Here is a 13,991-nt window from a genome sequence, read left to right as displayed (position 1 = left end):
CCAGCCGCTAGCGCCTAGTTATCGTCGATCACGAACAGCCGCCGATACTCCTTCAGCGCGTAACGATCGGTCATCCCCGCGATGTAATGCGCGATCAAACGCGGCTGACGCGTCGCATCGGCCGACTGATAGTCCGGCGGCAGCAGCCGCGGGTCGTCGGTGAAAGCGTCGAACAAGCCGACTACGACGCGGCGTGCCTTGTTGGCCATGCGCATCACCCGATAGTGACGGTACATGTTTCTGAACAGGAAGCGCTTGAGCGCCGCGGCCTGCGCGGCGATCGCATCACTGTGCGCGACGAGCGGGGGCGCCGCGCGCACGTCGTCGAGTGACGCCGGCGCGTAGCGCGCGAGATTGGCCCGCGTCGTTTCGATCAGATCGACGATCAGCGTATTGATCACGCGCCGCACCGTCTCGTGAATCAGCCGACGCCCCTCGATCTGCGGATAGTCGCCGCGCGCCGCCTCGCAGTGCATCTGCCAGAGTTCCACTTCGGCGAGCTGCTCGAGCGACAACAGACCGGAGCGCAGACCGTCGTCGACGTCGTGATTGTTGTACGCGATTTCGTCGGCGACGTTGGCGATCTGCGCTTCGAGCGACGGTTGCCGCCCTTCGAGAAAGCGTTCGCCCAATGTCCCGAGCCGGCGCGCGTTGTCGCGCGAGCAATGCTTGAGAATGCCCTCGCGCGTCTCGAAGCACAGGTTCAACCCATTGAACGCTCCGTAGTGCTCTTCAAGTTCGTCGACGACCGCGAGGCTCTGCAGGTTGTGCTCGAAGCCGCCATGCTCGCGCATGCATTCGTTCAACGCATCCTGGCCGGCATGGCCGAAAGGCGTATGGCCGAGATCGTGCGCCAGCGAAATCGCTTCGACGAGATCTTCATTGACGCGCAGATTGCGCGCAACCGAGCGCGCGATCTGCGCAACTTCGAGGCTATGGGTGAGGCGCGTGCGAAACAGGTCGCCCTCGTGGTTGACGAATACCTGAGTCTTGTATTCGAGCCGCCGGAATGCGGTCGAGTGGACGATGCGGTCGCGGTCGCGCTGAAACTCGGTACGCGCGCTCGGCGCGGATTCCGCATAGCGACGCCCACGCGACTGGCTCGAATGCGCCGCGTACGGTGCGAGATGCGCTTCGAGCGCCTGCTGGGTCGGCGCGGGGACGGCGGGTGCGGCAACCGCGGCAGCGGCATCCACGGTGCTGGCCGTGGCAGCGATGACGCCGTTCCCGGCGCCTGCGCGCGCGCTCGTCGTGTCATGCTGGATATCGTCGCTGCGCCTGTCAGTCACCGGGTCCTCCGAAACATGGGCGGCGCCTCGTGACGCGGGTGCGTGAAGCGTGGCTGCAGGGCCGTGTCGAATCTAGACGGCGGCGGCCAGCGTCGCATGCACGTCGGCGTCGGGCGCGCGGGTGATCAGTGTCTCACCGAAACGCTTCAGCAGAATGAACTTGATCGCGCCGGCTTCCGCCTTCTTGTCGATCTGCATCAGCTCGATGTAACGATCCGCGCCGAGCGCGGGAGCACGAGTGGGCAGATGCGCGGCAAGCACGACGTCGACGAGCCGCTTGCGCGACGCTTCATCGAGATGGCCGAGCCTCACGGACAGATCCGCCGCCATCACCATTCCGCAGCCGACCGCCTCGCCGTGCAGCCACTCGCCATAGCCGAGTCCGGCTTCGATCGCGTGGCCGAACGTGTGACCGAAGTTGAGGATCGCGCGCAGACCACCTTCGCGCTCGTCCTGCGCCACCACCGACGCCTTGATCTCGCACGAGCGTTTGACTGCCTCCGTCAACGCCTGCGGTTCGCAGCGGTTCAAAGCCTCGATATTGGCCTCGATCCAGGTGAAGAAACCGGCGTCGGCGATTGCGCCGGTCTTGATGATCTCGGCGATGCCCGCCGCGAGTTCGCGTTCGGGCAACGTACGCAATGCGCCGATGTCAGCGATCACCGCCCGAGGCTGGTAGAACGCGCCGATCATGTTCTTGCCTAGCGGATGGTTGATGCCGGTCTTGCCGCCGACCGACGAATCCACCTGCGACAGCAACGTGGTCGGCACCTGGATGAACGGCACGCCGCGCATGTAGCAGGCGGCGGCAAACCCGGTCATGTCGCCGATCACACCGCCACCGAGCGCGATCAGCGTGGTCTTGCGGTCGGCGCGCGAGCCGAGCAGCGCGTCGAAGATGAGGTTCAGCGTCTGCAGATTCTTGTGTGCTTCGCCGTCCGGCAAAACCACCGTGGACACCTGCTTGTTCAGCGGCGCAAGCGCCGCGCGCAGCTTGTCGCCGTAGAGCGGATCGACGGTGCTATTGGTGACGATCGTGACCGAGTTGCCGGCGATATGCGGCGCGAACAGCGCGGTCTGGCCGATCAGGTCGGCACCGATATGGATGGGGTAGGCGCGCTCGCCCAGTTCGACGTTGACGGTAATCATACGGTCCATTATGACGCAGGAGGTTTGGCGACGCCGGCCATCTCGAGCTGCATCAGAACCATGTTGACGAGTCCGTTGACCGAGGGCCGGCCGGTTTCGATCACGAAGTGCGCGCATTCGCGGTACAGCGGGTCGCGCACTTCATAGAGCGCTTCGAGGCGCGCCTTGGGGTCTTCCGTTTGCAGCAGCGGGCGATTCTTGTCGCGCCGCGTGCGCAGCCACAGGTCATGCGGATTGGCGCGCAGATAGATCACGAGGCCACGGCTTTTCAACGCTTCGCGGTTTTCCGGCCGCAGCACTGCACCGCCGCCGGTCGCGAGCACGATATCGTCGCGCCCGGTCAGCTCCGAGATCACGCTCGCTTCGCGATCGCGAAAGCCCGCTTCGCCCTCAAGCTCGAAGATCACGGGAATGCGCGCGCCCGTGCGCGCCTCGATTTCATGGTCGGAATCGAAGAACGGGCGCTCGAGACGGCGCGCAACCGCCCGACCCACAGTGGTTTTTCCTGCCCCCATGAGCCCTACGAAAAAAACATTGGCGTGTGCGTCCCGCGCTTGCAACGGTATCCTCTGGCTAATCCGGTGTAGTTCGTGCCGCAGCTTACTGGCAAAGCGGCTGCCTTGTCGAGCCTGCGTGCCGCCGGCGGACGGCGGCGCACCCGTGCCCTATATGCCCTCATTTCCCCGCACCACGCGCGGCGTGATGAAAACCGCCAGTTCGCTACGCGTGTCGCGATGAGTCCGATGGCGGAACAATGCGCCCAGAACCGGTATTTTGCCGAGGAGGGGCACCCGCTCGACGTCGTCACGGTCGTCGGTCTCGTAAATTCCGCCGATCGACACCGTACCGCCATCCTCGACCTCGACGCGCGTTTGCACGTGCTTGGTGTTGATCGCGGGCCCGGCGTCGGTCTGCTCGCCGACGCTGTCCTTCGCGACGTCGAGATCGAGCACCACGCGGCCATCCGGCATGATCTGCGGCTCGACCTCCAGTTTGAGCGTCGCGCGGCGAAACTGCACGCCCGATACGCCCTGGCCGACCTTCGCCTGATACGGCAGCTCGGTGCCCTGCTCGACGACCGCCTTCATCCGGTCCGCGGTGACGACCCGTGGGCTCGACACGATTTTCCCATGCCCTTCGGACTCGAGCGCCGAGAGCTCGATATTCAGCAGCCGGGTCGCGTGAGCCGCGAACAGCGTGAGGCCAGCGGTCGCGGCATCGAATCCGGAGATCGGTCGGGCCGACAGATCGTACACGGAGCCGTCCGTTCCACCCGTCAGCCCCCTCGACGTACCGTCCGCGCTGGTGCCGGCGAGCGACAGCCGCACCCCGAGATTGCGCGAAAAACCCTGGTCGCCTTCGACGATCTGAGCCTCGATCAGCACCTGGCGAGTCGGCCGGTCGACGGAAGCGATCAGCGCCGCGATCTGCTCGAGCCGCCCCGCGAGATCGGTGACGAACAGCAGGTTGGTGCGCGGATCGGCGGTGACGGCGCCACGTTTGGACAGCACGCGCTGGGTGCCGGAACCGGTCAGCAGGCGACGCACGTCCTCGGCGTGCGCGTAGTGCAGCTCGAACGTGCGGCTCGCGAGCGGCTCGAGGTCCGCGGCGCGCGCGTGGGCTTCGAAGCGCTGACGTTCGCGCGCGGCGAGTTCGGCGGCAGGGGCGACCCAGATTACGTTGCCGTGGCGCTCCATCGCCAGATTGTTGACGTCGAGCAAGGTGTCGAACGCGGTGCGCCACGGCACCTTGTGGAGACGTATCGACACGGCGCCGCGCACTTTGTCGCTGGCGACGATGTTCAGGCCGGTGAACTCGGCGAACGCTTTCAGGACCGCGCCAAGTTGCGCACGCTGAAAGTTCAGCGAGATCGGCTTGTTGCCGGCGGGAAGGCCCGAGTCCGCACTGGCCGCAGCGTCGGCGAGGCGCGGCCGCGGCGGCAGCGGGACCGGCGGGCCTTCGAGACTGGGCGTGCCGGCACTGTCGTCGCGAGCCGGGTTTGCGGGCTGGTTTGGCGAAGGCGGCGGCGTTGGGCCGTTGGCGACGTCGTCCGCGGAAGCGTCGGGTGCTATCGCGGAACGCGGGGCCGGCTGGAGGGTGTCCGGCTCCTGGGCCGCGCCTGGCGTGGAAACGTCGCCGAACGGATTCGCCGCCTGGCCGATGCCGCCGCTCGGCAGCGGCGCCGTCTCGTAGGCGGTGTTGGCCGATACGGCCGGGTCGTCGAGCGCCGCGTAAGTCGGCAACGGCGGCAGCAGCAGTGGCGTCGCTGCCTGTGCGACGCCGGCAACCAGCGTCGCGGCGACGTAGAGCCCGAAACACCGTCCGGAGACGACGCGGACCTCGCGTCCGACACCCAGCGTCGCCACGCTCCATCGCTTGAGCGGGCGCATCATGACGGCTCCGACAGCGTCAGCGTGCGCGTCGCGCCGCCGTTCGCGAGCGTAATGCCAAGCGCGTCGAGCTGTGTGACCCGCTCGACGCCCAGTCGTTGCCCGGCCGCGACCGTCGTCGTGCCGTCTGGCGTGTCGAGCAGCGCGAGCCCGCGGGTACGATCGCGCAGCAAACCGACAAGGCGCAACTCAGAGGCATCGCCCAGCTCGCCGCTCGCGGAGATCTGCGACTTCGCAAACGGATCGAAGAACACGAGGCCCTCGTCATCATCGTCGGCAGCCTCGTCGGCGTCAGGGCTCGCGTCGGCGCTCGCAGCCGGGGTGTCGGGCACCGGTCGCAGCGCGGCGTACACCTGCAGCGTCGCGGCCACCGCGAGCCCTTTGCCGTCCTGCTTGACGGTCACGTCGACGGGAACGAACAGCACCGGCAATTGTGCGAGCCCGTGGAAAAACGCCATCAGGTGAACGAAGTCCGTGCGCGCGGTGAGCTGCAGCACGCGCATCCGCTCGACGCCCTCGCCGCTCGCCGCGCCCGGTTCCACCGCAAGCAGCGCGACGCCGCTTTGCGTGGCCAGCTCGGAGACGATGCGCACGTCGTCGGCGGAGTTCCACGACACGGCGCTCGGCTCCGTGGCCGGCATCGCTGCGGCTGCACGGCGCAGCGACGGCAGCTGTGCGAGCGTGTGCCGCGCGTCCGCGAGCCGCTGCGTGCTGACCGCGAGCGCCGCGCGGCTCGCTTCCAGTCCGGCGAGATCAGCCGCGTTCCAGCCGTACGCGCCGACGCCGAACACGAGCGCGGCAAGCGTCGCCGCGACGAGCCAGCGACGGCGCCGGCTCCACGCCTCGAGCGGCACACGCGCCCGCTTGACCCAGCGCGAAAAACCCGCGGACCCATGCGCCGCACCGCCCGCCTCGAAAAAGGTCGTGCTCATCGCGCACCTCCCGTTCGTGCAGCCTTCAGGGCGCGCGTCGCCTTGTGCGGCGGATCGCCCCAGCGCAGGCGCGCATCGAACTCCACGGGTCCGCCTATCGCCTGTTCCGTCGACGCGTCGCCCTTCCCCGTCGCCCGATGCAGATCGCGCATCTCCGCGCCCTGCACGCCGTGGATCGCGCCGAGCCGCTTGAGCCACTCAGCCGACGCGATATGGCCACTCGAAGTCGCCAGCAATTCAGTCTCGTACTCGCGCTGGCGCAACTGCCGCAACACGACGCGATCGCCGGGTTCGAAGCTCAGCGCGTCGAGCAGATCGCGCAGATGTTCGAGCGGCCTCGCGAGATTCGCGGCGCGCGCCGCGGCTTCGCGCTGATCCTGTTCGGCCCGCGACAGCTTCGCGTGCTCCGCGAGCGGCGCAGCGAGCGGAGTCAGCGCCTGCCCGGCCGCCGCGCGCCGCGCATCGAGCCGCGCTCCGGCGAAGCTCTGCCAACCGGCGACGAGCAACACACCTGCGGCACCGACACACGCAGCCACAGCCCAGTCGCGCATACAGCGGCGCCGCGCGAGTCGCGCGTTGCGTTGGCGATACGGCAGCAGATTGAAGCCGCCCAGCCACGGTACAGCGGTGCGCTGATCGGTACTCGCGGCGACGCCAGACGAAAACGACAGAACGGCCCTCATTCCAGCACCCCGCGCAACGCGAGCCCAAACGCGACCGCGCCAGCCGGCTCGTGCAGCAAGGCGTCGTCGAGCGGCCGCGCGTGGCTACCGAGCAGCGCGCATTCGAACGGCAGCGCCGAGCAGCCGAGCACGTCGCCAATATCGGCGAGTGAAAAGCCGACGCCGTCAAGCAGATCGATTTCGCCGCCGATCAGCGCGCAGTCGAACTCCGGCCCTCGCATGAGATCGCGCAACGCGTCCGCGAGATCGGCATGCTCGGGCGCCGGGTAGCGCATCTCGCCGACGCTCGCGCCATCGACGACGCTCCAGCCGTACACGCCGTCCGTACCGACCCACACCGCCGCGTACGGCTCGTTCGGGTCGAGCTCGCGACTTGCCGCGTGGCGCAGCGCGCGCAATGCCGCGTGTGGTTCGCCATCGATCGCGGACAGCGAAATCCCCGCGGTCGCGGCGCATTCGATCCGTGCTTCGAGATGCTGACGCGCGGTCGCGGCGATCTTCACCGAGCGCACCGGCGACGGCGTCTCGTCGACGTACCAGTCGACCGCGAGCGCATGACGTTCGAGGCCGGCGATGCGCTCCGCCTCTCCCATCACCGCGGGCGCAAGTCCGGCGAGCGCAACGCCGCCGTCCGCCGCCTCGCAGTCGCTCTGAGCGGCGAGCCGCGCGAGCGGCACTGTCGTCGTCAGCGTGGCCGACGAAGGCACGGCCATCGAGCAGCGCAGCGCGTGCGTCGCGCACACGCGCGGCAAACCGGCGAACGCATCGCGCAACGCCCGCGCGACGGCCTGCCGATCGACGATCTCGGCGCCCGCCATGGCGCCGGCCGCGAGCGGCACCGTGCTCATATATTCGAGATGCAGCGCGCCCCGGGCGCGTTGACTCACCACGACGAGACGCACGTTTTGCGAACCGACATCGATGCCTGCGGCGAAACGCTGCCGGCCCTCCCGCACCGCCTGAAGCCACGAATTTTTATAGGCCATACCGCCCTCCCTTTGACTCACGCGACGAACCATTCGAACGCGAGTAACGAGGGATCATTGTCGGCAGACGCACGTCCTAACGACATTCAGCCAAATGGCTAACGCGGCTGCGAAGCCGCCCCGAGCGACATCAAAGCGACTACAGTTGGGACTACAGCAAAGTCATTCCCGCGCCGCCTGGCGTGTGCCGATTGCACGTTATCCGTAAGCTTGTCGAAAGCAGAAAAACCCTGGCGGCTATAATCGCGGGACTGTTTTTCCGGTACTCCTATGCAAGCCACGTCTCCTACGTCCCCACCGCCCGCGCCGAAAAAGCGCAAACGTCCGTTATGGCTGAAGCTGATTCTCGGCTTTGTCGGGTTGATCGTGGCGGGCATCGTATGCGTGGCGCTGGTGCTCGGCTATGCGCTCGTCGTCGCGACGCCGAACCTGCCGTCACTCGATGCATTGACCGACTATCAGCCCAAAGTGCCGCTGCGAATCTATACGGCCGACCACGTGCTGATCGGCGAATTCGGCGAGGAGCGGCGCGACATCGTGCACATCCACGACGTGCCCGACAGCCTGAAGAAAGCGATCCTCGCGATCGAGGACGCCCGCTTCTATGAGCACGGTGGCGTCGACCTCACCGGCATCGCGCGAGCCGGCTTCGTCGCGCTGACCAACGGTCATGCGACGCAAGGCGCGAGCACGATCACGATGCAGGTCGCGCGCAACTTCTTTCTGTCCAGTGAGAAGACGTACACGCGCAAGATCTACGAGATGCTGCTCGCGTACAAGATCGAGTCGAAGCTGAGCAAGGATCAGATTCTCGAGGTGTACATGAATCAGATCTATCTCGGTCAGCGCGCGTACGGTTTCGCGAGTGCCGCGCGCGTGTACTTCGGCAAGGATCTGAAGGACCTGACGCTCGCCGAATCGGCGATGCTCGCCGGTCTGCCGAAGGCGCCGTCCGCGTATAACCCGGTCGTCAATCCGAAGCGTGCGAAGGTGCGCCAGGAGTACATCCTGCAGCGCATGTATGAATTGCACTACATCACTCAGGAACAGTACGACGAGGCGAGCCGGCAGCGGCTCGTCGTGAAGGGCATGGGCAAGGAGTACAGCGTGCACGCGGAATACGTCGCGGAAATGGTGCGGCAGATGATGTACGCGCAGTATCGCGAGGAAGCCTACACGCGCGGTCTGAACGTCGTGACCACGATCGATTCGGCCGATCAGGACGTCGCCTACCACGCGGTGCGCAAAGGCTTGATGGACTACGAGCGCCGTCACGGCTATCGCGGCCCGGAGGCGTTCATCGATCTGCCGGCCGACGCCGACGAGCGCGAGCAGGCGATCGACGACGCGCTGCTCGAACATCCCGACAATGGTGAAATCATCGCGGCCGTCGTCACGGCGGCGAGTCCGAAGCAGGTGCAGGCGGCGTTCATCGACGGCAATGTCGCGACCATTCAGGGCGACGGCCTGCGCTATGCGCAGTTCGCGCTCGGCCCGCGCGCGCAACCGACTCAGCGCATCCGGCCCGGCGCGATCGTGCGGCTCGTGAAGAACGACGAGGGCGACTGGTCGATCACGCAATTGCCCCAGGTGGAAGGCGCGTTCATCTCGGTGGTGCCGCAGGACGGTGCGATCCGCTCGCTGGTCGGCGGCTTCGACTTCAACAAGAACAAGTTCAATCACGTGACGCAGGCGTGGCGTCAGCCGGGCTCCAGCTTCAAGCCGTTCATCTATTCGGCGTCGCTCGAAAAGGGCCTCGGGCCCGCCACGATCATCAACGACGCGCCGCTTTTCTTCAGCGCCGCCGAAACCGGCGGCCAGGCGTGGGAGCCGAAAAACTACGGCGGCGGCTTCGACGGTCCGATGACGATGCGCACCGCGCTGCAGAAATCGAAGAACCTCGTGTCGATCCGCATCCTGAACCAGATCGGCCCGAAGTACGCGCAGCAATACATCACGCGTTTTGGCTTCGACGCGGACCGCCATCCCGCCTATCTGCCGATGGCGCTCGGCGCGGGCCTCGTGACGCCGCTGCAGATGGCGGGCGCGTTTTCGGTGTTCGCCAACGGCGGCTACCGGATCAATCCGTATCTGATCGCGGAGGTCACCGATCAGCGCGGCATCGTCGTCGCGCACGCGCAGCCGCTCGTGGCCGGGCAAAGCGCGCCGTTCGCGATCCAACCGCGCAACGCCTACGTGATGAACAGCCTGCTGCAAAGCGTCGCGCAGCACGGCACCGGGGCGAAGAGCAACGTGCTCAAGCGCACCGATCTCGCCGGCAAGACCGGCACGACCAACGATTCCCGCGACGCGTGGTTCGCCGGCTATCAGCACACGCTCACCGCGATCGCGTGGATCGGCTACGACAACCCGCGCAGCCTCGGCGACAAGGAAACCGGCGGCGGCCTGGCGCTGCCGGTGTGGATCGAGTACATGGGACGCGCGCTGAAGGGGGTGCCCGAGTACAAGATGCCACGCCCCGACGACGTCAGCGAAATCGGCTCGGAGCTTTATTTCGACGAGTTCACGCCGGGCCACGGTTTCATCGCGACGGTCGGTGTCAGTCAGGCGACGCTCGATGCGGAGGCGAGCGCGGCAGCCGCCGCGCCGGAACAGGTCGGCGAACAGGAAAAGCAGGACATCATGAATCTGTTCCGCGGGCACTGAGGCTGCCTCGATGTCCCGCTAGAAAAGCAAAACCGCCGCGTTCGATACGCGGCGGTTTTGCTTTGAGCGCGCTTCGCGCTTATTGCGCGGCGAAATGCACCGGCTCGCCAGCCTGCTGCGTCGCATACTGCGACAGCGCCGCGAAAAACTCCGCGCCGCTGCGCGTGTCGCGCCATTCACCGTCGACGAAACGGAAGTGGAAGCCGCCGGCCTTCGCCGCGATCCAGATCTCGCTCATCGGCGGCTGAAGGTTGACGATGATCTTCGTGCGGTTCTCGAATTCGAGCGTCAGAACGTTGCCGCTGCGCTCGAGTTCGATGTCGGCGTCGGTGTCGTCGAGCGCGCTCTCGATGGCGGCCAGCACGGCTTCCGCACGGGTCAGGTAATCACTATCGGACATGCTAAACTCCATCGATTATTCATTCAGGGACAGTCATGCGAGTCGTAACTCGGATGCGCGCGGCAGCGCCCGGCCGCGCGATTGTAGCGGTTTTAGCCATTCTCGCAGGTTGTGCGCTCACCGGCTGCGGCCAACGCGGCTCGCTCTATCTGCCGACCGTGCCGCCGATGCCTGCCCCGCCGGCTCACCGCACGCAAACACCGTCGACCGATCAAACGCAACCGGCTAGCGGCAGCGCGGCCGACATGGGATCGATCCCGGACACCTCGGGCAAGCCGCTCACGCTCGCCCCCGAAGACCAGCTCACGGTGCCGCCTGCTTCGGCGGCATCGGCTCCCGCAGTGCCGCTGCCCGCCTCTGCCGTCCCTTCCGTTCAATAAGACTTTCGCATGACTCGATCCGCATTTGACTACGTCGACGGCGTATTGCACGCCGAAGGCGTGTCCGCCGTTTCACTCGCCGAGCAGTTCGGCACGCCGCTCTACGTCTATTCGCGCGCCGCGCTCACCGCTGCGTGGAACGCCTATGCGGGCGCCTGCGGGGGGCGTCGCGCGAGCGTGCACGTGGCCGTCAAGGCCAACAGCAATCTCGCGGTGCTGAACGTTTTCGCGCGCCTCGGCGCGGGCTTCGACATCGTGTCGGGCGGCGAGCTCGCGCGCGTGCTCGCGGCCGGCGGCAAAGGGGAAAACACCGTGTTTTCGGGCGTCGGCAAGCAGGCAAGCGAAATGCGCGACGCGCTCGCGGCGGGCGTCAAATGCTTCAACGTCGAATCCATTCCCGAACTCGACCGCCTCAACGCGGTAGCGGGCGAAATGGGCAAGAAAGCGCCGGTGTCGCTGCGCGTGAATCCCGATGTCGATGCGAAAACGCATCCGTACATTTCCACCGGACTCAAGACGAACAAGTTTGGCGTCGCGTTCGAAGACGCACGCGCCACCTACCAGGCGGCCGCGGCGATGTCGAATCTCGAGGTGATCGGCATCGACTGCCATATTGGCTCGCAGATCACCGAAGTCGCGCCCTATCTCGACGCGATCGACAAAGTGCTGGAACTCGTCGAGCAGATCGAGCAGGACGGCGTGTCGATTCGCCATATCGACGTCGGCGGCGGTCTCGGCATCACCTACGACGACGAAACGCCGCCGGAAATCGGTGAGTTCGTGCGCACGGTGCTCGATCGCATCGATGCGCGCGGCCACGGTCACCGCGAAGTCTATTTCGAGCCGGGCCGCTCGCTGGTCGGCAATGCGGGCGTGCTGCTCACACGTCTCGAGTTTCTGAAGCCGGGCGAGGGCAAGAACTTCGCGATCGTCGACGCGGCGATGACCGATCTCGCGCGCCCCGCGATGTACGACGCGTATCACGCCATCGAGCCGGTCGTGAAGCGCGAGGTCCCCGCGCACGTCTATGACGTGGTCGGCCCCGTCTGCGAAAGCGGCGACTGGCTTGGCCGCGAACGGCTGCTCGCGGTCGAACCCGGCGATCTGCTCGCGATCCGCTCGGCCGGCGCGTACGGCTTCGTGATGAGCTCGAACTACAACACCCGTGCGCGCGCCGCCGAGGTGATGGTGGATGGTACACAGGCGCATGTGGTTCGCGCGCGCGAAGAGGTCAAGCAGCTGTTTGCGGATGAAACGATACTGCCGGCGTAAACGTCGGTACCTGCGGCAGAGCGCGAAGGTCGAGCGCAGCGACGAAAATGGCGATGCCACGGTGACATCGCCATTTTTATTTGAAACAGCGTGACGCCAATAAACTCGCCATCATCGTCGGCGCGTTCCCATCCTCCGCTCACGTATCCACACCACCAGCCGCCATCCCAGCAACGCGATCATCACCGCGCCGTAGATCTTCGGCAGCAGAAGGTCGTGCTTGCCCGCCTTCATCCACCAGAAATGCAGGATCGCGAGCACGCCGATCGCATAGATCGCGCGATGCAGCGTCTGCCAGCGACGTCCGAGCTTGCGCACCATCGCGCGCGGGGACGTGACCGCGAGCGCGATCAGCAGCACGAACGCGGCGAAGCCCACCGTGATGAACGGCCGCTTGCCGATGTCCTTCAGAATCTCCGCAACATCGAACCACTTGTCGAACCACAGGTACATGGTGAAATGCAGCGTCGCGTAGAAGAACGTGTAGAGCCCGAGCATGCGGCGGAAACGCACGAACGCGGCTACGCCGGTCAGACGGCGTAGCGGCGTCACCGCAAGCGTGATGCACAGGAATACGAGCGTCCACAGGCCGGTCGAGCGCGTGATGAATTCAATCGGATTCGCGCCGAGCCGGTCGGTCAGGCCGAACAGCACCAGGCGCGCGAGAGGATAGAGCGCCGCGATGAAGACTGCGACTTTCGTGGGCACGACCCAGCGCGCGCCGCCGGTGGAACGCGGCTTCGCCGCCGACGTCGACGACGTCCGCCGCATCGCAGGCTCGGTGCGGGTGACAGTTTGCGTATCGGAAACCATCGTGCTCGCCCTAGAAGTTCTTCTTCAGGTCCATGCCCTGATAGAGCGACGCGACCTGATCGCCGTAACCGTTGAACATCAGTGTCTTGCGTTTCGGCGTGAAAAAGCCGTCTTCGCCGATGCGCCGTTCAGTGGCTTGACTCCAGCGCGGATGATCGACATTCGGATTCACGTTCGAATAAAACCCATATTCGTTCGACGCGTACGTGTTCCAGCTCGTCGGCGGCTGCTTCTCGACGAAGCGGATTTTCACGAGCGACTTCGCACTCTTGAAGCCGTACTTCCACGGCACCACGACGCGCACCGGCGCGCCGTTCTGATTCGGCAGCACCTGGCCGTAGAGGCCCATCGTCAGTAGCGTCAGCGGATGCATCGCCTCGTCCATCCGCAGACCTTCGGAGTACGGCCAATCGAGTATGGGTGCCGACAGCCCTGGCATCTGCGACGGATCGGCGAGCGTGATGAACTGCACGTACTTTGCATTGCCGTTCGGCTGGACGCGTTTGATCAGCTCCGACAGCGAGACGCCGATCCACGGCACCACGATCGACCAGCCTTCGACGCAGCGATGCCGGTACACACGCTCCTCGAGCGGCGCGAGCTTCAGCAGATCGTCGATGTCGTACACCTTCGGATTCTTGATCTCGCCCTCGACGCTCACCTTCCATGGATGCGGCCGCAACGTGCCCGCGTGCTGCGAGGGATCGGATTTATCGGTGCCGAACTCGTAGAAATTGTTGTAGGTGGTGATGTCCTTGTACGGCGTAATCTTGTCGAGCGCGACGAACCTGGTGTTGGTTCTCGCCGCGAGCTTCTGCGCCTTCGGATCGGGCGACGAGTAGGTCGCGAGCGCCTCGCCGCTCACGCCGATCAGGCTGCCGAGCGCCATCGCGCCCGCCGCCTGCAGGATGCGTCGCCGGTTCTCGAACACGTGCCGCGGCGCGATTTCGCTGCGCGAAATGTCATCGCCGGTCAGTTGAATTCTGTCGCTTCGCTTGATCCACATCGTGCTGCTCCTTGCCGGCCCGCC

At 65.9% G+C, this 13,991-nt stretch carries 13 protein-coding genes; 3 read left to right on the top strand and 10 right to left on the bottom strand.

The features are described 5' to 3' along the window. Positions 1–14: 14 nt before the first annotated feature. The 7 genes from OKW44_RS31275 to pilM form a co-directional block, all read right to left on the bottom strand. Positions 15–1,217, bottom strand: coding sequence for a deoxyguanosinetriphosphate triphosphohydrolase (locus tag OKW44_RS31275; RefSeq protein ID WP_204357113.1), 1,203 nt, complete (start codon positions 1,215–1,217; stop codon positions 15–17). 144 nt (positions 1,218–1,361) lie between these two features. Then, a complete protein-coding gene (gene aroB, locus OKW44_RS31270; protein ID WP_018420180.1) occupies positions 1,362–2,447 on the bottom strand; it encodes a 3-dehydroquinate synthase in 1,086 nt (361 codons plus the stop codon). Beyond that, on the bottom strand, positions 2,447–2,998 hold the full coding sequence (locus OKW44_RS31265) for a shikimate kinase (protein WP_026225731.1): 552 nt from the start codon (positions 2,996–2,998) through the stop codon (positions 2,447–2,449). The genes aroB and OKW44_RS31265 overlap by 1 nt, the downstream gene beginning before the upstream one ends. Before the next feature lie 105 nt (positions 2,999–3,103). After that, positions 3,104–4,831, bottom strand: a complete 1,728-nt coding sequence (locus OKW44_RS31260; protein WP_018420178.1) for a type IV pilus secretin PilQ — start codon at positions 4,829–4,831, stop codon at positions 3,104–3,106. Then, positions 4,828–5,760: a hypothetical protein gene (locus OKW44_RS31255; RefSeq protein ID WP_018420177.1), complete on the bottom strand. Its 933-nt coding sequence runs from the start codon at positions 5,758–5,760 to the stop codon at positions 4,828–4,830. The genes OKW44_RS31260 and OKW44_RS31255 overlap by 4 nt, the downstream gene beginning before the upstream one ends. Next, entirely contained in the window at positions 5,757–6,443 is a 687-nt protein-coding gene (locus OKW44_RS31250; protein WP_018420176.1) for a hypothetical protein, read from the bottom strand. The genes OKW44_RS31255 and OKW44_RS31250 overlap by 4 nt, the downstream gene beginning before the upstream one ends. Then, the gene (gene pilM, locus OKW44_RS31245; RefSeq protein WP_018420175.1) at positions 6,440–7,429 is read right to left on the bottom strand and encodes a pilus assembly protein PilM; all 990 of its coding nucleotides are present in this window, start codon (positions 7,427–7,429) and stop codon (positions 6,440–6,442) included. Before pilM ends, OKW44_RS31250 begins: the two co-directional genes overlap by 4 nt. A 270-nt stretch (positions 7,430–7,699) precedes the next feature. On the opposite strand from pilM, the gene OKW44_RS31240 reads away from it, so the two are divergent. Next, positions 7,700–10,096: a penicillin-binding protein 1A gene (locus OKW44_RS31240; RefSeq protein ID WP_018420174.1), complete on the top strand. Its 2,397-nt coding sequence runs from the start codon at positions 7,700–7,702 to the stop codon at positions 10,094–10,096. A gap of 79 nt (positions 10,097–10,175) precedes the next feature. Here OKW44_RS31240 and cyaY read toward each other — a convergent pair whose 3' ends face one another. After that, positions 10,176–10,496, bottom strand: coding sequence for an iron donor protein CyaY (gene cyaY, locus OKW44_RS31235; protein WP_018420173.1), 321 nt, complete (start codon positions 10,494–10,496; stop codon positions 10,176–10,178). A gap of 35 nt (positions 10,497–10,531) precedes the next feature. On the opposite strand from cyaY, the gene lptM reads away from it, so the two are divergent. Next, the gene (gene lptM / locus OKW44_RS31230; protein WP_026225730.1) at positions 10,532–10,876 is read left to right on the top strand and encodes an LPS translocon maturation chaperone LptM; all 345 of its coding nucleotides are present in this window, start codon (positions 10,532–10,534) and stop codon (positions 10,874–10,876) included. Between the two features lie 9 nt (positions 10,877–10,885). Continuing rightward, positions 10,886–12,148 carry a diaminopimelate decarboxylase gene (gene lysA, locus OKW44_RS31225; RefSeq protein ID WP_018420171.1) on the top strand — a complete coding sequence of 421 codons (1,263 nt, stop codon included), beginning with the start codon at positions 10,886–10,888 and terminating at the stop codon, positions 12,146–12,148. A gap of 111 nt (positions 12,149–12,259) precedes the next feature. On the opposite strand, the gene msrQ is transcribed toward lysA, so the two are convergent. Together msrQ and msrP are read right to left on the bottom strand one after the other, a co-directional pair. After that, positions 12,260–12,961: a protein-methionine-sulfoxide reductase heme-binding subunit MsrQ gene (msrQ, locus tag OKW44_RS31220; protein WP_026225729.1), complete on the bottom strand. Its 702-nt coding sequence runs from the start codon at positions 12,959–12,961 to the stop codon at positions 12,260–12,262. Positions 12,962–12,971: 10 nt separating this feature from the next. Continuing rightward, complete coding sequence (gene msrP, locus OKW44_RS31215; protein WP_018420169.1) at positions 12,972–13,967, bottom strand: protein-methionine-sulfoxide reductase catalytic subunit MsrP; 996 nt, start codon at positions 13,965–13,967, stop codon at positions 12,972–12,974. Positions 13,968–13,991: the final 24 nt, after the last annotated feature.

The sequence above is a fragment of the Paraburkholderia lebeckiae genome, assembly GCF_050436325.1.
Classification (GTDB): Bacteria; Pseudomonadota; Gammaproteobacteria; order Burkholderiales; family Burkholderiaceae; genus Paraburkholderia; species Paraburkholderia tuberum.
The sequence above is the reverse complement of the archived record's forward strand: the minus strand, read 5'-3'. Positions and strand labels throughout refer to the sequence as shown.

Bases quoted from the DNA above. Each gene is read 5' to 3' on its own strand.
- aroB (WP_018420180.1), bottom strand. From the start codon at position 2,447: ATGGACCGTATGATTACCGTCAACGTCGAACTGGGCGAGCGCGCCTAC.
- OKW44_RS31260 (WP_018420178.1), bottom strand. From the start codon at position 4,831: ATGATGCGCCCGCTCAAGCGATGGAGCGTGGCGACGCTGGGTGTCGGA.
- OKW44_RS31255 (WP_018420177.1), bottom strand. From the start codon at position 5,760: ATGAGCACGACCTTTTTCGAGGCGGGCGGTGCGGCGCATGGGTCCGCG.
- OKW44_RS31250 (WP_018420176.1), bottom strand. From the start codon at position 6,443: ATGAGGGCCGTTCTGTCGTTTTCGTCTGGCGTCGCCGCGAGTACCGAT.
- pilM (WP_018420175.1), bottom strand. From the start codon at position 7,429: ATGGCCTATAAAAATTCGTGGCTTCAGGCGGTGCGGGAGGGCCGGCAG.
- OKW44_RS31240 (WP_018420174.1), top strand. From the start codon at position 7,700: ATGCAAGCCACGTCTCCTACGTCCCCACCGCCCGCGCCGAAAAAGCGC.
- cyaY (WP_018420173.1), bottom strand. From the start codon at position 10,496: ATGTCCGATAGTGATTACCTGACCCGTGCGGAAGCCGTGCTGGCCGCC.
- lptM (WP_026225730.1), top strand. From the start codon at position 10,532: ATGCGAGTCGTAACTCGGATGCGCGCGGCAGCGCCCGGCCGCGCGATT.
- lysA (WP_018420171.1), top strand. From the start codon at position 10,886: ATGACTCGATCCGCATTTGACTACGTCGACGGCGTATTGCACGCCGAA.
- msrQ (WP_026225729.1), bottom strand. From the start codon at position 12,961: ATGGTTTCCGATACGCAAACTGTCACCCGCACCGAGCCTGCGATGCGG.
- msrP (WP_018420169.1), bottom strand. From the start codon at position 13,967: ATGTGGATCAAGCGAAGCGACAGAATTCAACTGACCGGCGATGACATT.